Raw genomic sequence first — 22,031 nt, 5'->3', positions numbered from 1 at the left:
TTAGCGCGTCGGCTCAGTTTCCGTTTCCTCGATCTCGAGGTCCGCCGCCGGCACATTCAGGGTCGACCACGTGTCATCCCGGGGCGGTGCCGGCGGCATGTCGCAGGCACGCTTGTGGATGTTCACCTTGGCGATGAAATTCGCCGAAATCGGTGCCGTCACGAACAGGAAAGCGATGATCAGCAGCTCGTGCAGCGAGCCTTCGCCGACGACGAAGGAATGGATCATCGACGCCAGCAGCAGCGACCCGATCCCCACCGTCCCCACCTTGGTGGGGGCGTGCAGCCGGGTCATGGAATCGTTCAGCTTCAGAAGGCCGATTGCCGCCACTAGGGCAAAAACCGCGCCCACGACAAGGCAGAAGGCCGCGGCATAGGTTCCAATCACTTCGAACGTCATTCGATGATGTCCCCCCGCAGCACGAACCGCGCGTAGGCCACGGTCGACACGAAGCCGAGCATGGCGATGATCAGCGAAGCCTCGAAATAGATGGCGGTTCCCTGAGCCAGGCCCAGAAGCACGATCAGGCCGATGGCGTTGATCACCATCGTGTCGAGGGCCAGAATCCGGTCGCCCGTGGACGGCCCGATCAACAGCCGCACCATCGCGCCAAGCTGGCTCAGCGCGACACAGACGAAGGCCGCGACCAGGCACCATTGCATCACGTCATTGGCAAGGGTCATGCGAAAATCTCCTTCAATCGGCGTTCGTACCGCTGCTTGATCTCGTCCCGGACGGCGTCCGGGTCCGGCGCGTCGAGCGCATGGACCAGCAGGCTGTGCCCCTCGTCGGACAAGTCAGCCGACACGGTCCCCGGCGTGAGGGTGATGGTGCCGGCGAGAATCGTGATCGCCTCGGGCTTGCGCAGGTCCAGCGGGATCACGACCCACGCCGGACGCATCGCCGCGTTGGACTTGGTCAACACGATCCAGGCAACCTCGATGTTGGCCACGATGATGTCCCACATGACCAGCAGGCAATAGCTGAGCATCCGGAAGGGCCTGATCCCGCCGGGCCGGTCTGGCCACCACTGGGCCGTGGCGATGGGGATGAAGATTCCCAGGATCAGGCCGAAAACGACCATCCCCGCGGTGACGTCGTTCTGAAGCAGCGTCCAGACCACGGCCAGCAGCAGGGTCAGGAACGGATGTGGCAACAGCCACCGAATGGCACGCATCATCTCAGTGTCCCTCCTCTTTCGCGTCGCCCTCGGGCGCGCCGTGATCCCCCGCGCCGCCGTATGAACCCTCCGGGCTCTCGGCCTTGGGTCGCGTCAGCTTGCCCTTCGTGTCCAGTACGGTCGAGACGTAGTCGTCCGGTCCGAAGAGCTGCGACGCCGTCGCGTCGGTGTAGCGATAGACCGGCCCGGCGAGAACCGTGTGCAGCACCAGCAGCGACAGCAGACCGCCAACAGCCGCGTACGACAGGGTGGACGGCACCAGTCTGGCTTCGCCGTGCAGGGTCGCTTCGGCGTTCTCGAGGCTCTTGGTATCCTCGGGCTCGTCCACGTCGTCGGGCACCGTCACGCTGCGCGCTTTCCAGAACAGGGTGCTGCCCGCGCGGGCAAATCCGACCACCGAGACGAGGCTGGAACCAAGCACCACCGCCCAGATCCAGATCACCCAGCCGCTGGCGAAGCCGGCGTCGAGGATCAGCAGCTTGCCGACGAACCCCGACAGCGGCGGCAGGCCTGCCATCGCGATGGCCGCGACAAAGAACAGCGCCGCCGTCAGCGGCCCGCCCGCGATGGGCGGCTGCGCCGTCAGATCGAGATCCGATCGCCCCGCCCGCGCAAGATCGGTGATCAGGAACAGGGCCCCCGCCGCCAGTGTCGAATGGATGATGTAATAGAGCGCTGCGGCGATGCCCGCCTGGGTGAACAGCGCGATGGAAACCATGACCATCCCCATCGACCCGATCACGGAATAGGCGACCAGCCGGTCGAACTGCCGCGCGGCCAGCACGCCGACCATCCCGATGGCCAGCGACACCAGCGCCAGCGGCATCAGCCACAGCCCGTGCAGCCCCTCTGTCGCCGCTACGTCGGGGCCAAAGATCAGCGTGTAGACCCGGATGATCGCATAGGCGCCCACCTTGGTCATGATCGCGAACAGCGCCGCCACGGGCGCCGGGGCCTCGGCATAGCTCGACGGCAGCCAGAAATGCAGCGGCACCAGCGCCGCCTTGACGGCAAAGACCATCAGCAGCATCACCGACGCGATGCGGATGCCCACCGTATCGGCGGCATCGATCATCGCGACACGTTCCGCCAGGTCGGCCATGTTCAGCGTGCCGGTCTGGGCGTAAAGCGCCCCCAGCGCAAACAGGAACAGCGTCGATCCCAGCAGGTTGTAGAGCACATATTGCACCCCGGCCCGCAGCCGTGCGTTGCCGCCCGCGTGGATCATCAGCCCGTAGGAGGCGATCAGCAGCACCTCGAAGAACACGAAGAGGTTGAACAGGTCGCCGGTCAGGAAAGCGCCCATGATCCCCATCAACTGGAACTGGAACAGCGCGTGGAAATGCCGCCCCCTGCTGTCCCATCCGGACCCGATCGCGTAGAGCACCACGAAGAGCGCCAGGACACCCGTCAGCAGGACCATCATCGTGCTCAGCCGGTCGGCCACCAGCACGATGCCGAAGGGCGCGGCCCAGTCACCAAGCTGGTACAGCGTGACCGTGCCATCCGATGCCTGCCATGTCAGCCCGGCGGCAATCGCGATCAGCGCCAGCACACCGGCGACCGAGAAAACCCGCTGGATGCCGATGTGATAGCGCGCGGCCAGTACGATGAACGGGGCCAGCATCGCGGGCAGAACGACGGGGGCGATGATCCAGTGGGTCATGCCTTGTCCTCCGCTGCGGTATCGCCCTTGGCAGGATCGTCGACGTGATCGTCATCCGCGCCGAGGTAGGCCCCCAGCGCGATCATCACGATCACCGCCGTCATCCCGAAGGAGATCACGATGGCGGTCAGCACCAGCGCCTGCGGCAGCGGATCGGTATAGCGTTCCGCATCCGTCAGGATCGGCGGCGCCCCAAGGGTCAACCGCCCAGACGCGAACAGGAACACGTTGACCGCATAGGTCAGCAGCGAAATGCCCATGATCACCGGAAAGGTCCGCAGGCGCAGCACAAGGTACAGCCCCCCGGCGGTCATCACGCCAATGGCCGAAGCAACGAGAAATTCCATCTCACACGCCCCCTTCGAGTTTGGGATTTGTGGGATCGTCGGGATCGCGCGAGGGGTCGATGTCCATCGCGTGGTCCGTTTCGGGCATGTGCGCGCGGCGCGCCAGCCGCGAGAAGCTCTCCAGGGACAGCATCACCGCGCCGACGACGGCGAGGAAGACGCCCAGGTCGAACAGCGCCGCCGTCGCCAGTTCGAACTCGTGGAAAGGCGGTATGCGGACATAGGTGTAATCCGAGGTCAGGAAGGGCTTGCTCACGAACCACGACCCGATGCCGGTCAGCCCGGCCACGAGCACGCCCGCGCCGATGATCCCATGATAGGGATAGCGCTGCCGCGCGGCGGCCCAGCTGAAGCCGCTGGCCATGTACTGCATCACCACGGCGATGGACACCACCAGACCCGCGATGAACCCGCCGCCCGGTTCGTTATGCCCCCTCAGGAAGATGTAGAAACCCACCATCAGCACCACCGGCATGATCACGCGCGTCAGCACCACCATCATCATCGGATGCATGTCGCCGGCGCGCGGCTGGTCCGGCTTGCGGTTCAGCAGCCGCGCCCGTACCGGGCCGTCCAGCAGGGTTTCCGTCAGGGCGTAGATCAGCAGCGCCGCGATGCCCAGCACGATGATCTCGCCAAAGGTATCGAAGCCCCGGAAGTCCACGAGGATCACGTTCACGACGTTGGTGCCGCCCCCGCCCTTGTAGGAGTTGGCGAGGTGGAACTCGGAAATCGGGGGGGCCACCGCGTCCCGCAGCAGGAAATGCCACGACATGAACGCCGCCGTCACACCACCGGCAATCGCCACCGCCACGTCGCGCATGCGCCGCAGCACGGTGCTTTCCACCGGCGTGCGGTTCGGCAGAAAGTTCAGAGCCAGCAACAGCAGGATGATCGTCACCACCTCGACGGTAAGCTGGGTCATGGCGAGGTCGGGCGCGCTGAACACGACGAAACCGACCGACACCATCAGCCCCACGATGGCGATCAGGATCAGCGACAGCAGGCGGTTGCGGTGCAGGAACACCAGCCCCAGCGTCGCCGCCACCAGCATCGCCCAGCCCGCGATCTCGATCGCGCCGGCGGGCTGCATGGTCCGGGTCGCGGGGCCGATCGTGCCGGTCCGCCATGCGTGATATCCCAGTGCCACCACGGTCACAGCCATGATCGCAGCGTAGCGGGTGAAGGCCCCGTTGTTCAGCCCGTGAATGCTCCGCCGCGCCAGCGCGACCGCGCCGGCGATGATCGCCTCGAAGATGGTCTTGGCCTCGGGCCGCGGGGCCGCGTCCCACATGCGCAGCAAGGGATTGAACAGTGCCAGCACGATAAGGCCCCCGACCACCGCGGCGACGGACATGTAGAGCGCGGGCACAAGGCCATGCCAGATCTTGATATAGTGCACATCCAGCTCGGCCACACCGCCGATCACGGCGCGCGCCACGAGGAAGACGAAATCCTGAACGAGGAAAGGCGCAATTCCGATCACCACGACCAGCACCACCAGCAGCGCGGGCGGCGCCCACATGCCAAAGGGCGGATCGTGCGGGTGCGCCGGATAGTCGTCGCGCTTCGGGCCAAGGAAAGTGTGACCGATCAGACGGAAACAATAGGCGGCGGAGAACAACGACCCGATCAGCGCCAGCGCCGGCACCAGCCACCAGGTATCGAAAAGCACCGTATGGGTGGCCTCCTCCAGCATCATCTCCTTGCTGAGAAACCCGTTCAGCAACGGGATACCGGCCATCGACAGCGCCGCCACCGTGGCGATGACAAAGGTGATGGGCATCAGGTGACGCAACCCGCCCAGCCGCCGGATGTCGCGGGTATGCGCCTCGTGGTCGACGATGCCCGCCGACATGAAAAGCGCCGCCTTGAAGGTCGCGTGGTTGAGAATGTGGAACACCGCCGCCATCGCGCCAAAGGCCGTGCCGGTGCCCAGCAGCATCGTGATCAGCCCCAGGTGCGACACGGTCGAAAAGGCCAGCAGCGCCTTGAGATCATGCTTGAACAGCGCGATGACTGCGCCAAGAACCATCGTCACCAGCCCCGCCGTGGTCACGATCACGAACCATTCCGGCGTGCCCGACAGCACCGGCCACATCCGCGCCATCAGGAAGATGCCCGCCTTTACCATCGTGGCGGAGTGCAGGTAGGCGCTGACCGGCGTGGGCGCCGCCATGGCGTGCGGCAGCCAGAAGTGGAAGGGGAACTGCGCCGACTTGGTGAAGCACCCCAGCAGGATCAGGATCAGCGCGGGCATGTAAAGCGGGCTGGCCTGGATCATATCGCGGTTTTGCAGGATCACGCTCAGGTCGTAGCTGCCCACGATCTGGCCCAGGATCAGCATTCCCCCGATCATGGCAAGGCCCCCCATCCCGGTCACCGTCAAGGCCATGCGCGCGCCCTGCCGTCCTTCGGGCAGATGCTTCCAGTACCCGATCAACAGAAAGGACGACAGCGAGGTGAGTTCCCAGAATACCAGCAAAAGCAGGATGTTGTCGGACAGCACGATGCCCACCATCGCGCCCTGGAAAAGCAACAGGTAGGTAAAGAACTCTCCCATGTTGTCCTTGCGCGACAGGTAGAACCGCCCGTAGGTGATGATCAGCAGCCCGATACCCAGGATCAACGCGGCAAAGAAGAAGCCCAGGCCGTCCAGCATCAGGTTGACGTTCATGCCCAGCATCGGCAGCCAGTCGACGCCCGCCGTCACCACGTCGCCCGCCAGAACGGCCGGAAGGTTGGTCAGCAGGCCGATGAAGGCGGCAAGGGTCACGGTGAACGTCACGCCGGCACAGGCAGAGCGCCCCGCCGGATTCATCAGTCCGGGCAGAAGAGCACCCAGAAACGGCAGGGCAACGATAAGAAAGAGGGACACTTGAACTCCTGGTCTGTCAGCCTGTGCAGTCCCGTATTGTTGAGCATTTTTTTCGGGTTTCTCAAGGGCGAGCGGGGAAAAATCGTTTGCGCCGAGTGACATCTTTTGACGCAGTGCGCAGGCCGCCGCGCGGTGTGACGCAAGGGAAGTGAAACTTTGCGAAACGAAGTTCCGACCTGCGGTATTGGCACCGCCGCATTTACTGGCTAGCCTCCCGCGTGAGAGTCGCGCAACCTGAGGAGGAGGCGGCGCGGCAGATGATCTGGGAGGATATCATGCGACACCAACAGCCGACCCCGCTTGTCCGGTGCCCGACATCGTGACCGCCATGACCCCCGAAGAGGCGGTGCGCCATGTGGTTGCGACCGACCCCACCTTCGCCGTCGAAGAGGTCGAGATCCGCGGCGTGACTTTCAAGGCGTTCCGCAACATCCCCGGAACGGTACCCGCCCTGATGGCGGCCAGCCGGGCCAAGCAGGGAGATGGCGCGCTCGACTATCTCTCCTACGAGGGCGAAAGCCTGACATTCGACGAATTCCGGGGCCACGCCCACCGCATCGCCCATGCGCTGCGCGACGACCTTGGCGTGCGCCAGGGTGACCGCGTGGCCATTGCCATGCGCAACTACCCCGAACTGCTGACGGCGATCATGGCGATCTCGTCGCTCGGGGCGACGGTGGTGTTTCTCAATGCATGGTGGACCACCGAAGAACTGGACTATGCCCTGCGCGACAGCGGCGCCCGCATCGTCTTTGCCGACCGTCCGAGGATCGACCGGTTGTCGCCGCTGAAAGACGGGCTGGGCCTGACGCTGATCGGCTGCCGCGACGGCGAGGGACAGGGCGATCACGATTACCGTGCGCTCTACGATGCCGCCGCCAGCGATGCGCCGCCCGACGTCGCGATCGATACAGACGACGATTTCGCCGTGATGTATTCCTCGGGCACGACCGGACACCCCAAGGGCGTGGTGCAGACCCACCGGGGCGCCGTCAACGCGGTGTTCAGCTGGCTGATGCAGTCCGTCGTAGCGCCGCTGGTCACACCGCCCGAACCCGACGCCCCGGAACCGCCGCGCCCCTCGGTGCTGGTGGTCACGCCGCTGTTCCACGTGACGGCGACGCATCCTGTCTTTTTGCTGTCGATGCCTGCCGGGGCCAAGGTCACGCTGATGTACCGCTGGGACGCCGCCGAGGCGGTCCGCCTGATCCGCGATGGCAACATCACCCGCTTTCTGGGGGTGCCCACGCAATCCGCCGAATTGTCCGAGGCGGCGCGCCGCATGGGTGAAACCCTGCCCTCCCTCGATTACATCGGCGCGGGCGGGGCAAAACGGCCCGCGGCGCAGGTCGCAGCCATCGCCGAAACCTTTCCGGACGCGGGCGTCGCCACCGGCTGGGGCATGACGGAAACCCAAGCATTGGGGATCGGCATGATCGGCGACGACTACAAGGCCAGGCCCGACTGCGCGGGCAAGCTGCACCCGCCCGTGCAGGAACTGCGTTTTCTCGACGACGCGGGCAAGGATGTCCCGCCGGGCACGCTGGGCGAAATCACGGTCAAGAGCCCTGCCAACATGCGCTGCTACCTCAACATGCCCGAGGCGACAGCCGAAACGATGCAGGACGGCTGGCTGCGGACCGGCGATCTGGGTGTGATCGACGAAGACGGCTACGTCACCATCCTCGACCGCAAGAAGAACATCATCATCCGGGGCGGAGAGAACATCGCCTGCCTCGATGTCGAAGGCGCGCTGCACCGGCTGCCGCAAGTGGCCGAAGCCTGCGCCTTTTCCGTTCCCGACGAGCGGCTGGGCGAAATCGTGGGCGCCGTGGTGCAACTGCGCCCTGACACCAGCCTCACTCGGGATGAAATGGCGCGGGCGCTCGAGGGGCACCTCGCCAGCTTCAAGATACCGGCGCTGCTCTGGTGCCAGCAGGAGCCACTGACCCGTGGCGCCACCGACAAGATCGACCGCCGCGCCCTGCGCGCGGCCTGTTTAAAACAAATGGAAGAGACTGCATGACCCATCCGACTGAACAAGAAATCGGCCAGTACATCGCCGAGGCGGGCAAGGCCGCCTGGGAGGTTCCGGACCTGCCGGACGATACCGCGCATCGCAAGATCGAAACCGTGGGCATCATCGGCGCAGGCACCATGGGGGGCGGCATCGCGATGAACTTCGCGACCGCAGGCTACAACGTCAGGATCGTCGAGACGACGCAGGAAGCGCTGGACCGGGGTCTGAAGGTGGTGCGCGGCAACTACCAGCGCAGCGCCGACAAGGGGCGCTTCCCGCAGGACGAGGTCGAGATCCGGATGGGCCGTTTCGACGGGCGGCTGTCCCTCTCCGACCTGGCCGACTGCGACCTGGTGATCGAGGCGGTGTTCGAGGACATGGAACTGAAGCGCAAGATCTTCACCGAACTCGACAGCGTGATGAAGCGGGGCGCGATCCTGGCCACCAACACATCTGCGCTGGACATCGACGAAATCGCGGGCATGACCAAGCGCCCCGAGGACGTGATCGGTCTGCATTTCTTCTCGCCCGCGAACGTGATGAAGCTGCTCGAGATCGTGCGCGCGAAGCACACCGCCGACGACGTGGTCGCGACCTGCATGGCACTGGCCCGCGAGATCAACAAGGTCGCGGTACTGGTCGGGGTCTGTCCCGGCTTCGTCGGAAACCGCATCCTCTTTGCGCGTCAGAAGCAGGCGAACAAGCTGGTCGATTCCGGCGTCATGCCATGGGACGTGGACGCGGCGCTGAACCGGTTCGGGTTCAAGATGGGCCCCTTCCAGATGAGCGACCTCGCGGGGCTCGACATCGGCTGGTCCAAGGGCGCCAAGACCCAGAACCCGATCCGCGATGCCCTGTGCGAGATGGACCGCCGCGGCCAGAAGACCCAGGCGGGTTACTACGACTACGACGAGAACCGCCGCCCGATTCCGTCGGACGTGACCGCGGGGATCATCCGCGACATCACCGGGGCCGAACCGCGCAAGATGGACCCCGAGGAGATCATCGAGATCTGCATCTATCCGATGATCAACGAGGCGGTGAAGATCCTGGAAGAGAACAAGGCCCAACGCCCCAGCGACATCGATGTGGTCTGGCTTAACGGCTACGGCTGGCCGGCTGACAAGGGCGGCCCGATGTTCTACGGCGACATGGTCGGCGCGCAGGCCGTGCTGAACCGCATGGAGCAGTTGGGCGCGGAGGACCCCGAGTTCGCCCCCGCCGACACCCTGCGCAAGCTCGCCGAGTCGGGCGGCAAATTCACCGAAATCGACACTGGAGGGCTCAAGGTATGAGCTACGAGTACATCAAGACCGAAAAGAAGGGCCATATCCTGGTCGTGACGATGAACCGGCCCGACGTCTACAATGCCGTCAACGAGGACATGCACCACGAGATGAGCGATTGCTGGGATGCCTTCGCGGCGGACCAGGACCTGTGGGTCGCCGTGCTGACCGGCGCGGGGGACAAGGCGTTCTCCGCCGGCAACGACCTCAAGGCGACACAGCAGGGCGGCATCAAGAAGGGCCTGCCGCAGACCGGGTTTGCCGGCCTGTCCTCGCGCTTCGATCTGGAAAAACCGCTGATCGCCGCCGTGAACGGTTTCGCGATGGGCGGCGGTTTCGAAACCGCGTTGTCCTGCGACATCATCCTCGCTTCGGAAAACGCCAAGTTCGCCCTGCCCGAGGTCAAGGTCGGCTTCTTCGCCTCCGCTTCCGGCGTGCAGCGCCTGTCGCGCTACATCGGGCGCCTTGCCGCGCAGGAACTGATGCTGACCGGCCGGACCATCGACGCCGCCGAGGCCTTGAGCCTGGGCTGCGTCAACGAAGTCCTGCCTGCGGGCGATCTGATGGACCGCGCCATGGCCAAGGCCGAGGAACTGTGCAGCGTCTCGCCATCGTCCGTGAAGGCGACGAAACGCATCCTGAACTCCATGGCGGTTGCCGACGGCCTCCCCGAAAGCCTCGCCTACTCGCGCGAGGTGCAGGCGGATCTGGCCAAGACCGAGGACTTCAAGGAAGGCGTCAACGCCTTCGTGGAAAAACGGAAACCCAACTGGGTGAACAAGTGACCGTCCCCGCGGGGACACCAATTCGCGGTTCCGAGGGAACCGGAAACAGACTGACGGAACAACGCCCAAGGAGGCACATTTGATGAGCGACATGAACCCACCGGAACTGAACAACCTCGAGATGTCGGAGGCCAACAAGCCCCTGCTGAACGCGGTGATCAAGCACATCCGCGAGAACGTGGACCCGATCACCGAGGAATTCCACCGGCTGGGCGACGCGCAGGAGGATCGCTGGAGCTATCATCCGCGCCAGCTGGAACTGCTGGAAGGGGCCAAGCAGAAGGCCCGCGACGCGGGGCTGTGGAATTTTTTCCTGCCCAACGCGGAAACCGGCGAAGGCCTGTCGAACCTCGACTATGCCTACATCGCGGCGGAACTGGGCAAGAACCCCCTCGCCTCGCAGACACTGAACTGTTCGGCCCCCGACACGGGCAACATGGAAGTGCTGGAACGGGTCGGCACGAAAGAGCAGAAGGAAAAGTGGCTCAAGCCCCTGCTGGCCGGTGAAATCCGCTCGGCCTTTGCGATGACCGAACCGGACCGCGCGTCGTCGGATGCCAAGAACATCGCCATGTCCGCCGTGCTGGAAAACGGCGAATGGGTGATGAACGGCGAGAAATACTATATCTCCGGTGCGGGCGATCCGCGCTGCAAGATCATGATCGTCATGGTCAAGACCTCGCCCGACGCGGAACCCTTCCGCCAGCAATCGCAGATCCTCGTGCCGATGGACACGCCCGGCGTGGAAATCCTCGGGCCGATGCATGTCTTCGGCCATGACGACGCGCCGCACGGTCACATGCACATCCGGTTCACCAATGTCCGCGTGCCGGAAAGCAACATCCTCTGGGGCGAAGGCAGGGGGTTCGAGATCAGCCAGGTCCGCCTTGGACCGGGCCGCATTCACCACTGCATGCGCTCCATCGGGCAGGCGGAAAAGGCGCTGGACCTGATGATCGAACGCGGCCTGTCGCGCGAAGCCTTCGGCAAGCGGATCATCGACCTTGGCAAGAACATGGAAACCATCAGCCGCGCCAAGATCGAGATCGAGGCGATGCGCCTTCTGGTTCTCAAGGCCGCCAAGGCGATGGACGTTCTGGGCAACAAGGAAGCCCGCATCTGGGTGTCGATGATCAAGGCGAAGGTCCCCGAACAGGTCTGCGAGATCATCGACCAGGCGATGCAGGTGCATGGTGCCACGGGGATCTCGCAGTGGTCGCCGCTGTCGGGCATGTACGCCCAGCAACGCACCCTGCGCTACGCCGATGGCCCGGACGAGGTGCACCACCACGTCATCGCCCGGCACGAGGTCAACACCTACAAGGAAAGCAACGCGCGTCAGGACGCCGCCAAGCAGCACACGGAAAACCGTGGCAGCGCGGGGTTCATGGGATGAGCGATCTTTTCGACCTCACCGGCAAGGTGGCGCTGCTGACCGGCGCCTCCAAGGGGATGGGACTGGCGATGGCCACGGCCCTCGCCCAGCACGGCGCCACCGTCGTGATCTCGGCCCGCAAGCAGGATCAGCTTGACGAAGCCGCCGAGGGCATCAACGCCCTCGGCAAGGGAACGGCCCACGCGGTGGCCTGCAACGTGGGCTACAAGGACCAGCTTCAGGCGCTGGTCGATCAGACCCACGAAAAGGCGGGCAAGATCGACGTGGTGATCGGCAACGCTGGCGTGAACCCCTATTACGGCAAGACCTCGGAAATCCCCGACGACGCCTATGACAAGACGATGAACGCCAACGTCAAATCCAACCTCTGGCTGGCCCAGATGGTGGCCCCCGACATGATCGAGAAGGGGTCGGGGTCGATGGCGTTCACCTCGTCCATCGGCGCGTTCAAGCCGTCGGTCATGCTGGGCACCTACGGCATGTCCAAGCTCGCGCTCATCGGGCTGTGCCGCAACCTCGCGGCGGAATTCGGGCCGAAGGGCCTGCGTTTCAACGCGATCTGTCCGGGGCTGGTCAAGACCGAATTCGCACGCGAACTGTGGGACAATCCCGAGGTCGAGAAACGCATCAAGGAAGAGATCCCCCTGCGCCGCCTGGGCGAGCCGGAGGATTTCGCGGGACTCGCCGTCTTCCTTGCCTCCGATGCAAGCCGCTACATGACCGGTCAGGCCCTGACCGTCTGCGGCGGCTCCAACATGTGGACGTGACGACATGGAATTGAAAGACAGGATCATCGTCGTGACTGGTGCCGCCAGCGGCATCGGCCGCGCCATGTGCCAAAGGTTTGCCGAAGAAGGCGCGAAACATATCGCCTGCGTGGACCGCGACCTGAAAGGCGCGGAGGAAACGGCAGCCATGATGGGCGGCAGCGCCCACATGGTCGATGTCCGGGACCGCGACCAGCTGACCGGCATGATCGACAAGGTCGAGGCCGAGGCCGGGCCGATCGACCTTTTCTGCTCCAACGCGGGCATTTCCGTCGCGGGCGGTGTCGAGGTCGAGGACGACGCCTGGCAGCGCATCTGGGAGATCAACGTGATGGCCCATGTCTGGGCCGCACGCCATCTGGTGCCGAAGATGGCCGAACGCGGCGGCGGGTATTTCCTGAACACCGCGTCTGCCGCCGGCCTGCTGAACCAGGTCGGCTCGGCGCCCTACGGCGTGACAAAGCATGCGGCCGTCGGGCTGGCGGAGTGGATCGCCCTGACGTACGGCGATCAGGGCATCAAGGTGAGCGTCCTGTGTCCGCAGGCGGTGCGCACGGAAATGACGCGCGGCCACGAAGACCACGTGGCGGCGATCGACGGCATGATGGAACCCGCCCCGGTGGCCGAAGCCTGCGTGCAGGCGATCCGGGACGAGACCTTCCTCGTGCTGCCGCACCCTGAAGTGCTGGCCTACATGCGCAACAAGACCGAGAACTACGACCGCTGGATCGGGGGGATGCGCAAGCTGAACCGCCGCTTCGGCAATTTCGACCGCTAACCGCGAGGGACAGAGAATGATCGGATATGCAACAATCGGCGTGGCGGACATGGCCCGCGCCAAGAAGTTTTACGGCGACCTGTTCGAGGGCAAGGCCAAGGTGGTCATGGACCAGGGGCGCATCGCCTTTCTGTCGGCGGGGCGAGGCAAGCCGATGCTGGCCATGTGCGAGCCTTACGACGGCAATGCACCCAACCCCGGCAACGGGACGATGATCGCCTTCACCTGCGAAGACAAGGCCGAGGTGGACGCGATGTACGCGCGCGCCCGCGACCTCGACGCACCCGACGAGGGCGCGCCGGGCCAGCGCATCAAGGACCAGTTCTACGGTGCCTACGTCCGTGATCCGGACGGCAACAAGCTGTGTTTCTTCGTTTTCGGGTGATGTGAAGCGCGCCGCGCTGGGGTCTAGGATCAGGACCTAAAGAGCTCCTATTGACCGGCAGCTGTGGTCCGCATAACTGCCCTCCGACGCTCCCTGCGGTTCGCGAACCCGGCGAACGGCAGCTTTGAGAACTTGAGTGGCCGGTTCTGCCCTTTGAATGACTGTCCTCGTTAAATGGCACTCAAATCGAGAAAAGTCGAAATCCGACGTGAATAGCAAGAAACACTGTCGCGACCTGCAAAAAACCAGCGGCAAACAGCAGGAGAGTCGCCCTGTTTTTATTGCCTTGTTCTGCGTTGGTTCCTGATCTTCTACTGAGGTCCATTGCGGAGATAGTAAGGAGCGAAAGCGCATTTAACATAGCAAAATCAATATAGTTCATATGTGAAGTCCCACACTAACGACGCATTGCCCTTTCCAAGGGACAACCCAGTTCGGCTGATGACAACCATTATTTTTTCACCCGAACCGGACATCGACGTGCATTTGGCGAATGTCGGTAAAGTCCGCTTTGCGGACGTTCGTGCATAGCGCAGCGAAGGGCCGCTTCGAGCCGATGCTCCACTCTCAATGAGAAGACCTATTGCCAAAGCAAGGCTTTGGCAGCGCCCGAGCCGCCCCCACGGGGCGGGCGCGATCTGTCTCGGATGTTGGACCTGACGACCAAGTCCCCGAACCAGCCGTACTACCCCCGCTTCTTCAGCGGGCGCATCAGACCTTCCTGCGTGACCGATGCGACAAGCTGGCCGGTCTGGCTGTAGATCAGGCCGCGGTTGAAGCCGCGGCCGCCCCCTGTCCAGGGCGCGTCTAGGTCGTAGAGGTGCCAGTCCGAGAACTCGATCGGGGCGTGGAACCACATCGCGTGGTCGAGGCTCGCGGTCATCACCTTGCCCTGGAACCAGGTCAGCCCGTGGGGCCGCAGCGATGACCCCAGCAGGTTCATGTCCGACGCATAGGCCAGCAGGCAGTGCTGCATCTGCGGCCCCTGCCCGCGCGCAGCTTCCATCCGGAACCAGAGCTGGTTGCGGTCGTCCGCCCGGTCCGGTTCGATCAGGTCGCGCGGTTCGATCTCGCGGATCTCGATGGGGCGTTCGCGCAGGAAATCCTCGCGGTATTTCTCGGGTATCTTCTCGACATTGGCGGCGCGCAGGGCGGGTCGGTCCGGCCAGTTTTCCGGTGTGTCCGCGTCCGGCATGGGGTGCTGATACTCCCAGCCCTCCTCCGCCACATGGAACGAGGCGGAAAGATTGAAGATCTGCTTGCCGTGCTGGATCGCCACCACCCGCCGTGTCGTGAAGCTGCCGCCGTCGCGGGCGCGGTCCACCTGGTAGATCACCGGTATCGACGGGTCGCCGGGACGGATGAAATAGGCGTGCAGGGAATGACAAAGCCGGTCGGGCACGGTTCGGTACGCCGCCATCAGCGCCTGCGCGATCACGTGCCCGCCGAAAATCCGGGTCGTCGTTTCCCCGCCCGAGCCGATGCCGCGAAACAGGTCCACCTCGAGCTGTTCGATGTCCAGCAGGTCCAGAAGTTCTTCGGCGACGGCGGTCATGGGGGGCTTTCTCAGGTCGGGGCCCGTGCCGCGGCATAGGCGATAAAGAAGTCGAAGCTGTACGGATTGGCCATGGAATCGCGGTTCACGACCGTTTCGGGATCGCCTCCCAACAACAGCTTTTTGACCGGAACCTCAAGCTTCTTGCCCGACAGGGTGCGGGGAACTTCCTGTATCTCTATGATTTCATTCGGAATAAATCGTGCCGACACGCCGCTGCGGATGGCCGCGTTGATCTGGTCCTTGAGCGCGTCGTCAAAGGCCACGCCGGGGGCGGGCACCACGAAAAGCGGCATGAAACTGTCGCGGCCCAGGAATTCGAGGTCGACCACGAGACTGTCCAGCACGCTGTCCAGTCCCTCCACCGCCTGATAGATTTCGGCGGACCCCAGGCGCAGGCCCTTGCGGTTGATGGTGGCGTCCGAGCGCCCGTAGATCACGCTGTGGCCGTCGGCGTCGATGCTGATCCAGTCGCCGTGCCTCCAGACGCCGGGGTAATCCGCGTAATAGCTGTCGAACAGCCGGCTGCCGTCGTCGTCGCCCCAGAAGAACAGCGGCATGGACGGCAGCGGTTCGGTACAGACCAGTTCTCCCACCTCGCCGACCAGTTCGTTGCCCTGCGGGTCATAGGCACGCACGGCATTGCCGAGCGCGCGGCATTGCATCTCGCCCGCGCGCACGGCCATGCCCGGATGGCCCAGAACGAAAGCCCCGGCGAGGTCCGTCCCGCCCGAGATCGGTGCGAGCCACTGGTCCGGCTTCACGTCACGGTAGATCCAGTCGTAGGCATCCGACGACAGGGGCGAGCCGGTGGAACCGAGCGAGCGCAGAGCGGACAGGTCCACTTCGGTGCGCGGGGTCACGCCCGCCTTCATGCAGCCCGAGAAGAACGCGGCACCGGCGCCGAAGTAGGTCAGCCGTTCATCCGCGATGAACCGCCAGACGACGCCCATGTCGGGATGGTTCGGCGCCCCGTCGAACAGGGCCACGGTCGCCCCCTGCCCCAGCGCCATCCACTGGGCATTCCACATGATCCACCCCGAGGACGTGAGCCAGCAGAACCTGTCGCGGTTGGTCAGGTCGTGGTGCAGCGACTGCTTGGCCGCCTCCAGAATGATGCCGCCGTGGCCGTGCACGATGGGTTTCGGATTGCCCGTGGTGCCCGAAGAATAGACGATCCAGAGGGGATGTTCGAATTCCACCTGTTCCGAGCGATAGGTGGCATCGTCCCCTGTCAGGCTGTCCCAGGACAGGTGCGTTTCGGGCAGGTCGCCCGCAACGGCCACGGTGACGCAATGCGTAACGCTGGGCAGGCCCGCGGCAATGTCCGAGAGCACGGCGCGGCGGTCGATCATTTTGCCCGCATGAATGTAGCCGTCCTGCGCGATCAGCACCTTGGGCTCGATCTGCTTGAACCGGTCCAGGATCGCCACATGCCCCATGTCCGGCGCGCAAAGCGACCAGATCGCACCGATGCTCGCCGTCGCCAGAAAGGCGATGAGCGCGGTGTCGGTGTTGGGCAGGATCGCGACGACCCGGTCGCCCTTGCCTACGCCCATTTCCGCGAGATGCGCGGCGACGCTGGCAACCTGGCGGCGCAACTCGCCCCAGGTGATTTCGCGGCGCCCGACGGTTTCGGACTGAACGATCAGCGCCGTCGCGTCCTCGCGACCCTCGGCATGTTTCATCACTTGATCGACATAGTTGAGCCGCGCGCCGGTGCCCCATTCGGCACCGGGCATCTGACGCCGGACCAGCAACTTTTCGGGCCGCAAGCTGGCCCGCACGTCGAAGAACTCCCATATGGCGGACCAGAACCCTTCGAGGTCATCGACACTCCACCGCCACATGGCGTTGTAGTCATCGAAGGTCAGGCCGCGGTTTTCTTCCAGCCAGCCTTCGAACGCGGCCATGGTGCTGGCCTCGCGCCGGTCGGCGGAGGGTTCCCAGAGGACGTCGGCGCTCATGTCATTGCCCCGTGGACCAGTGCCTTGAGCTGGGGTCGCGCGGGATAGGAACTGCTCGGCACGAGTTGGGTGAAGAAAATGGCGGAGAGTTCGAGCACCGGATCGACCCAGAAGAAGGTCGAGGCCATGCCGCCCCAGCTGAAATCGCCGACCGATCCGGGCGACCGTGCACGGCCCGGATTCAGCAGGACCGCCCCGCCGATGCCGAAGCCCATGCCTTCCATCGGCTGCTCGGCAAAGCTTTGCGGCCCCATCGACGCGATCTCGCCCGGCAGGTGGTTGCGCATCATGAACTCCAGCGTCATGGGGCCGATGATCCCCGCGCCACCGGTGCGCAGCATTTCGGTGAACTTGAGGTAGTCGTCGATCGTGCCGACCAGCCCGCCGCCGCCGGACATCAGGGTGGCGGACAGAAACGGAGACTTCTCCGCGCCGTCGATCAGGCGCAGCGGGTCAGGCCCCTTTTCGGCCTTGCCCACGGTAAAGCCGCCCTCGGCCAGCGGGGTATAGCACGCCGCGAAACGGTCCCGCGCCGCGGGCGGCACCGAGAACCGGGTCTCATGCATCCCCAGCGGGTCGAAGACGCGCTCGATGAAGACCTCTTCGAGGGTCTGGCCGGTGACGACCTCGATCACGCGGCCGATGACATCGATGCCGACGGAATATTCCCAGCGGGTGCCGGGGCGGAAGGCCAGCGGCAGCGCGGCCAGCGCGTCGCACATCGGCGCGAGACCGGGCTGACTGGCCCGGAACTCGATCTTGTGTTCGGCCATCAGCTTCCCCAGCGGGCCGGGGTTGAAGGCATAGCTGAGGCCCGACGTATGTGTGAGCAGCTGGTGAAGCGTCGGCGGCGCGCAAGGCTCCACCTGGTCGGCGCGGGTGGCACCGGGCACGAGGCAGGTCATGTCCGAGAAGGCGGGCAGAAAATCCGACACCGGCGCGTCGAGGTGAAACAACCCCTCTTCGGCAAGGGTCATCAGCACGAGGCTGGTGACCGGCTTGGTCATTGAATAGATGCGGGCGACGGTGTCGCGCTCCCACGGTTTGCCCGCGGCCACGTCCCGCAGCCCGGCCTGATGGTAGCAAACCTCCTTCCCGCCCTGGGCGAGAAGGACGGAACATCCGGCGAAACGGCGCTGCTCCACGTAAGATTGCATCCAGACCGCGATGCGATCCAGGCGCCCAGCATCAAATCCGCCCATACTTCAGACCTCTAGCCATTCCTTGCGTACATCGTCACGGGCCTTGAGTTCGGCGGGTGTCCCTTCAAAGACGACCTGTCCGTGCCCCATCACATAAACACGATGGGCGATGTCCATTGCAATGGACAGTTTCTGCTCAACCAGCAGGGTCGAGATCCCCTTGTCGGCGATGGCCTTGAGCACTTCGGCCACCTTCTGCACCATCTGCGGCGACAGGCCTTCGGTCGGTTCGTCGATCATGATGAAATCCGGATCGCCCATCAGGGTGCGGCACATGGTCAGCATCTGCTGTTCGCCGCCCGAAAGCACCGACGCCTCGACATCCGCGCGGCGGCTGAGGTTTTCGAACATGTCGAACATCGCCTGCATGGACCAGCGGCCGGCACCGTCCTTCTGACCCGGCTTGAGGCCCAGTGTCAGGTTCTGGCGGGTGGTGAGGCCCGGAAAGATATCGCGGTTCTCGGGGACGTAGCCGACACCCATGTTGGCGATCTCGTAGGCCTTCTTGCCGGCAATCTCCTGCCCCTTGAACTTGACCGAGCCTTTCGGCTCGACTTCGCCCATGATCGCCTTGCAGGTGGTGGAGCGCCCCACGCCGTTGCGGCCCAGAAGGGCCACGATCTCGCCCTCGCGGACGTTCAGCGTCACGCCCTGAAGAATGTGCGACTTGCCGTAATAGGCGTGCATGTCGGTGACTTCGATCATCAGTGTTCGGCCTCCAATGCCGCGCCGAGGTAGGCTTCCTGGACTTTCGGGTCGCCCCGCACCTCCTCCGGTCTGCCGGTCGCGATGATCTCGCCGTAGACCAGCACCGAGATGCGGTCCGCGAGACCGAACACCACGCCCATGTCGTGCTCGACCATGACCAGCGTCTTGTTCTCGGTCACGCGCATGATCAGGTCCGTGATATAATCGGTTTCCGAGTGGCTCATGCCGGCGGTGGGTTCGTCCAGCATGATCACGTCGGCCCCGCCCGCGATGGTGATCCCGATCTCGAGCGCGCGCTGTTCGGCGTAGGAAAGCGTGCCCGCGGGCAGATCTCGCCGTGCGGTGAGGTTGATCTGCTCGAGGATCGCTTCGGTGCCTGCGGTCAGGTCGCGGCTGCGGCTGACAAGGTTCCAGAAACTGTACTTGTACCCCTGTGACCACAACAACGCGCATCGCACGTTCTCGAACACCGACATCTTGGGAAAGATGTTGGTGATCTGGAACGACCGCGACAGCCCCTTGCGGTTGATCTGGAAGGGCTGGAGCCCGGTCAGATCCTCTCCGTGCAGCTTCACGGTGCCCGAAGTCGGCGCGAAGCGTGCGGTGATGAGGTTGAAGAGCGTGGACTTGCCCGCGCCGTTGGGTCCGATGATCGCGTGGCGTTCCGACTGGCCGATGGACAGGTCGATGCCACGGATGATCTCGGCCTTGCCGAAGCTCTTCTTCAGTCCGTTGAGTTCGAGTGCCGGTGTGCTCATGCGCGCGCTCCTGGGGTGGTCGCCTCGTTCCATGCTTCGCGCAGGCCGGGAGCCGTGGCGCGGGTGATGCCCAGCGCAATCAGGGTGACGCCGATGGCGATGACCCAGGGCAGGACGGCATGGCTGTCGAAAGTGGTCCAGAACAGCGTCATCTCGTCGTCGCCGGGCGCGGCGTGCCGGACGTGAAAGACCATCTCGACGAGGGCCGCGAGACCGAGAATGCCGATCAGGGCGGGCAGCAGGGTCTTGAAATAGGGCACGATCAACGACCGCGCGTTACCCAGCCTGAACACGGGCACGTGCATCATCAGCAGCCCGGCCAGACCGCCCGGAAAGAACATCACCGTCGCGACGAACAGCGTACCGGCGTAGAAGGCCCAGAGGTCCGTCTGCAGGCTGAGAACCGTTTGCAGCAGGGTGAAGGCGATGGCGCCGATGATCGGCCCGAAGAAGAAGCCGACACCGCCGAGGAAGGTGACCAGAAGGATCACGCCGGACGACGCGGTGTTCAGGTTCTCCTCGGTCAGGATCTCGTAGTTGATGGCAAAGAGCCCCCCAGCGACCCCGGCAAAGAAGCCCGAGGCGACGAAGCTGTAGAACCGCACCCAGCGGGCGGAATAGCCCAGGAACTCGGCCCGTTCGGGATTGTCGCGTACCGCGTTGGCCATGCGGCCGACAGGGGTGCGTGACCAGAGGTACATGAGCGCGGCAGAGATCAGCACCCACGCCGAAATCAGGTAGTACACCTCGATCTGCTGCAGGAACTCGACACCGAAGAACGGCTGCGCATAGGTCCGGTCGCCCGAGATGCCTTCCTCGCCGCCGAAGAAGGCGACGATGATCACGGAACAGGCCGCGATCAATTCACCGACGCCAAGGGAGATCATGGCGAAAACGGTGCCCGCGCTGCGTGTGGAGAAGCTGCCCACGATGATCGCCAGCCCCATGCCGAACAGCCCGCCGAACACTGGCAGGACCGGAAGTGGAAGCACCGAAAAGAAGTCGGAGGCATTCATGATGTGCATGCAGGCAAAGCCGCCGACCCCGGCATAGACCGCGTGACCGAAGGACAGCATGCCCCCCTGGCCCAGCAGCATGTTGTAGGCCAGCGCGAAGATCACGGTGATCCACATCTGGTTCATGATCGTGATCGAGGAGTTGTTGGTGAAGATGAAAGGCAGGATCGCCAACAGCACCGCCGCCACGATCCATGGCGCGAAGGTCAACGTCATGTTGCCGGCGCCCATCTGTTGCGCGGGGGAACGCGGATCGGTCGTGATCTGTTCGTCGCCGCGGGCGCCCTTGACGTCTGATTTCGTGTCCATCTGTGTCATGAGTGGCGCTTTCCAAAGAGTCCCGAAGGCCGGAAGATCAGGATCAGCACCATCAGGATGTAGGGCAGGATATCAGCGATCTGCGGCGATGTGACGGTCCACAGGTCGCGGAACAGGTTATCGTCGAGGTTCTCGGGGGTCGCGAACCCGATGCCGTTCAGGATATCGGCCATCGCAATGTTGTAGGCCTTGGCGAACGTGGTGATCCAGCCGATCAGCAGCGACGCGACCAACGCGCCCCAAAGCGACCCGAGACCGCCGATCACGATGGTCACGAAGACGATGGACCCCAGCACGAAGGCCATGCCCGGGAAAGTGCCCAGCACCGGTCCCGCGATCACCCCGGCCACACCGGCCAGCGCGGTGCCGACGCCGAAGACACCCATGAAGATCAGCGGCACGTTGTGGCCCAGCGCCTCGACGGTACGGGGATAGCTGAGCGCGGCCTGAATGATCATGCCCACGCGCGTCCGGGTCAGGATGAAGAGCAACCCGATGAAGATCGCGAGCGAGATGAAGATCATGAAGATCTTGTAGGCAGGGATGGAGTTGCCCGCGATGGCGAAAGCCGAGAAGTTCAGCGCCTCGGGGACGAAATAGGGCATCTGGTTCTTGCCCCAGACGAATTGCACCAGCTCCTCGATCAGCAGAGCCAGACCGAAGGTGAAGATCAGTTCGGGCACGTGGCCATACTGGTGCACGCGCCTGAGCCCATAGCGTTCGACCCCCGCGCCCAGCACACCGACGATCAGCGGCGCGATCAGAAGCCCCATCCAGAACCCCAGTCCCTGGCTGATCTGGTAGGCAAAATAGGCCCCCAGCATGTAGAAGCTGGCGTGGGCAAAGTTCAGAACGCCCATCATTGAGAAGATCAGGGTCAGACCGGCAGACAGCATGAACAGCAGCAGTCCGGTCACAAGCCCGTCGATGATATTGACGAGAATGAGGTCCATTGGCCCCTCCGGCTAGGGTGTCACAAAGGTCGTGTTTTATCGGATGAAAAAAGGTCCGCTCCCGGC

21 protein-coding genes are annotated in these 22,031 nt (G+C 64.2%); 7 read left to right on the top strand and 14 right to left on the bottom strand.

All coding sequences use genetic code 11. The features are described from left to right. Genes BOO69_RS03300 through BOO69_RS03275 form a run of 6 tightly spaced genes read right to left on the bottom strand, consistent with a single transcriptional unit; the run spans position 1 to position 6,071 of the window. Entirely contained in the window at positions 1 to 399 is a 399-nt protein-coding gene (locus tag BOO69_RS03300) for a Na+/H+ antiporter subunit G (RefSeq protein WP_071970278.1), read from the bottom strand. Further along, positions 396 to 683, bottom strand: a complete 288-nt coding sequence (locus BOO69_RS03295; protein ID WP_071970276.1) for a K+/H+ antiporter subunit F — start codon at positions 681 to 683, stop codon at positions 396 to 398. The genes BOO69_RS03300 and BOO69_RS03295 overlap by 4 nt, the downstream gene beginning before the upstream one ends. Next, entirely contained in the window at positions 680 to 1,180 is a 501-nt protein-coding gene (locus tag BOO69_RS03290) for a Na+/H+ antiporter subunit E (protein WP_071970274.1), read from the bottom strand. The genes BOO69_RS03295 and BOO69_RS03290 overlap by 4 nt, the downstream gene beginning before the upstream one ends. Before the next feature lies 1 nt (position 1,181). Continuing rightward, positions 1,182 to 2,846 (bottom strand): monovalent cation/H+ antiporter subunit D, encoded by a 1,665-nt coding sequence (locus BOO69_RS03285; RefSeq protein WP_071970272.1) that lies wholly within the window; start codon positions 2,844 to 2,846, stop codon positions 1,182 to 1,184. Then, a complete protein-coding gene (locus BOO69_RS03280) occupies positions 2,843 to 3,193 on the bottom strand; it encodes a Na+/H+ antiporter subunit C (RefSeq protein ID WP_071970269.1) in 351 nt (116 codons plus the stop codon). The genes BOO69_RS03285 and BOO69_RS03280 overlap by 4 nt, the downstream gene beginning before the upstream one ends. 1 nt (position 3,194) lies before the next feature. After that, a complete protein-coding gene (locus BOO69_RS03275; RefSeq protein WP_071970267.1) occupies positions 3,195 to 6,071 on the bottom strand; it encodes a monovalent cation/H+ antiporter subunit A in 2,877 nt (958 codons plus the stop codon). A gap of 307 nt (positions 6,072 to 6,378) precedes the next feature. On the opposite strand from BOO69_RS03275, the gene BOO69_RS03270 reads away from it, so the two are divergent. From BOO69_RS03270 to BOO69_RS03240, 7 genes are all read left to right on the top strand, one after another. Beyond that, on the top strand, positions 6,379 to 8,097 hold the full coding sequence (locus tag BOO69_RS03270; protein WP_237267554.1) for a class I adenylate-forming enzyme family protein: 1,719 nt from the start codon (positions 6,379 to 6,381) through the stop codon (positions 8,095 to 8,097). Continuing rightward, a complete protein-coding gene (locus BOO69_RS03265; protein ID WP_071970265.1) occupies positions 8,094 to 9,386 on the top strand; it encodes a 3-hydroxyacyl-CoA dehydrogenase in 1,293 nt (430 codons plus the stop codon). The genes BOO69_RS03270 and BOO69_RS03265 overlap by 4 nt, the downstream gene beginning before the upstream one ends. Then, entirely contained in the window at positions 9,383 to 10,162 is a 780-nt protein-coding gene (locus BOO69_RS03260) for an enoyl-CoA hydratase-related protein (RefSeq protein ID WP_071970263.1), read from the top strand. Before BOO69_RS03265 ends, BOO69_RS03260 begins: the two co-directional genes overlap by 4 nt. An 82-nt stretch (positions 10,163 to 10,244) precedes the next feature. Next, positions 10,245 to 11,558, top strand: a complete 1,314-nt coding sequence (locus tag BOO69_RS03255) for an acyl-CoA dehydrogenase family protein (RefSeq protein ID WP_237267553.1) — start codon at positions 10,245 to 10,247, stop codon at positions 11,556 to 11,558. Beyond that, the gene (locus tag BOO69_RS03250; protein ID WP_071970260.1) at positions 11,555 to 12,325 is read left to right on the top strand and encodes an SDR family NAD(P)-dependent oxidoreductase; all 771 of its coding nucleotides are present in this window, start codon (positions 11,555 to 11,557) and stop codon (positions 12,323 to 12,325) included. Before BOO69_RS03255 ends, BOO69_RS03250 begins: the two co-directional genes overlap by 4 nt. Before the next feature lie 4 nt (positions 12,326 to 12,329). Beyond that, positions 12,330 to 13,103: an SDR family oxidoreductase gene (locus BOO69_RS03245; protein ID WP_071970258.1), complete on the top strand. Its 774-nt coding sequence runs from the start codon at positions 12,330 to 12,332 to the stop codon at positions 13,101 to 13,103. A 16-nt stretch (positions 13,104 to 13,119) separates the two neighbouring features. Continuing rightward, the gene (locus BOO69_RS03240; protein ID WP_071970256.1) at positions 13,120 to 13,488 is read left to right on the top strand and encodes a VOC family protein; all 369 of its coding nucleotides are present in this window, start codon (positions 13,120 to 13,122) and stop codon (positions 13,486 to 13,488) included. Positions 13,489 to 13,669: 181 nt separating this feature from the next. On the opposite strand, the gene BOO69_RS22965 is transcribed toward BOO69_RS03240, so the two are convergent. The 8 genes from BOO69_RS22965 to BOO69_RS03205 all read right to left on the bottom strand — a co-directional run bounded on the left by BOO69_RS22965 (position 13,670) and on the right by BOO69_RS03205 (position 21,965). Next, complete coding sequence (locus BOO69_RS22965) at positions 13,670 to 13,870, bottom strand: hypothetical protein (RefSeq protein ID WP_156874852.1); 201 nt, start codon at positions 13,868 to 13,870, stop codon at positions 13,670 to 13,672. Between the two features lie 303 nt (positions 13,871 to 14,173). Continuing rightward, positions 14,174 to 15,043, bottom strand: coding sequence for an acyl-CoA thioesterase (locus BOO69_RS03235; RefSeq protein WP_071970253.1), 870 nt, complete (start codon positions 15,041 to 15,043; stop codon positions 14,174 to 14,176). A gap of 11 nt (positions 15,044 to 15,054) precedes the next feature. Beyond that, complete coding sequence (locus tag BOO69_RS03230) at positions 15,055 to 17,010, bottom strand: acetoacetate--CoA ligase (protein ID WP_071970251.1); 1,956 nt, start codon at positions 17,008 to 17,010, stop codon at positions 15,055 to 15,057. Further along, positions 17,007 to 18,212, bottom strand: a complete 1,206-nt coding sequence (locus BOO69_RS03225) for a serine hydrolase domain-containing protein (protein WP_071970249.1) — start codon at positions 18,210 to 18,212, stop codon at positions 17,007 to 17,009. The genes BOO69_RS03230 and BOO69_RS03225 overlap by 4 nt, the downstream gene beginning before the upstream one ends. 3 nt (positions 18,213 to 18,215) lie before the next feature. Then, the gene (locus tag BOO69_RS03220) at positions 18,216 to 18,920 is read right to left on the bottom strand and encodes an ABC transporter ATP-binding protein (protein WP_083545623.1); all 705 of its coding nucleotides are present in this window, start codon (positions 18,918 to 18,920) and stop codon (positions 18,216 to 18,218) included. Continuing rightward, positions 18,917 to 19,678: an ABC transporter ATP-binding protein gene (locus BOO69_RS03215; RefSeq protein ID WP_071970245.1), complete on the bottom strand. Its 762-nt coding sequence runs from the start codon at positions 19,676 to 19,678 to the stop codon at positions 18,917 to 18,919. The genes BOO69_RS03220 and BOO69_RS03215 overlap by 4 nt, the downstream gene beginning before the upstream one ends. After that, entirely contained in the window at positions 19,675 to 21,012 is a 1,338-nt protein-coding gene (locus BOO69_RS03210; protein WP_071970243.1) for a branched-chain amino acid ABC transporter permease, read from the bottom strand. The genes BOO69_RS03215 and BOO69_RS03210 overlap by 4 nt, the downstream gene beginning before the upstream one ends. Beyond that, positions 21,009 to 21,965 carry a branched-chain amino acid ABC transporter permease gene (locus BOO69_RS03205; protein WP_071970241.1) on the bottom strand — a complete coding sequence of 319 codons (957 nt, stop codon included), beginning with the start codon at positions 21,963 to 21,965 and terminating at the stop codon, positions 21,009 to 21,011. The genes BOO69_RS03210 and BOO69_RS03205 overlap by 4 nt, the downstream gene beginning before the upstream one ends. Positions 21,966 to 22,031 lie beyond the last annotated feature (66 nt).

It is taken from the genome of Sulfitobacter alexandrii (assembly GCF_001886735.1).
In the GTDB taxonomy this organism is placed as follows: domain Bacteria; phylum Pseudomonadota; class Alphaproteobacteria; order Rhodobacterales; family Rhodobacteraceae; genus Sulfitobacter; species Sulfitobacter alexandrii.
Note: the sequence above shows the minus strand (reverse complement) of the source record. Positions and strands in the feature narration are given on the sequence as shown.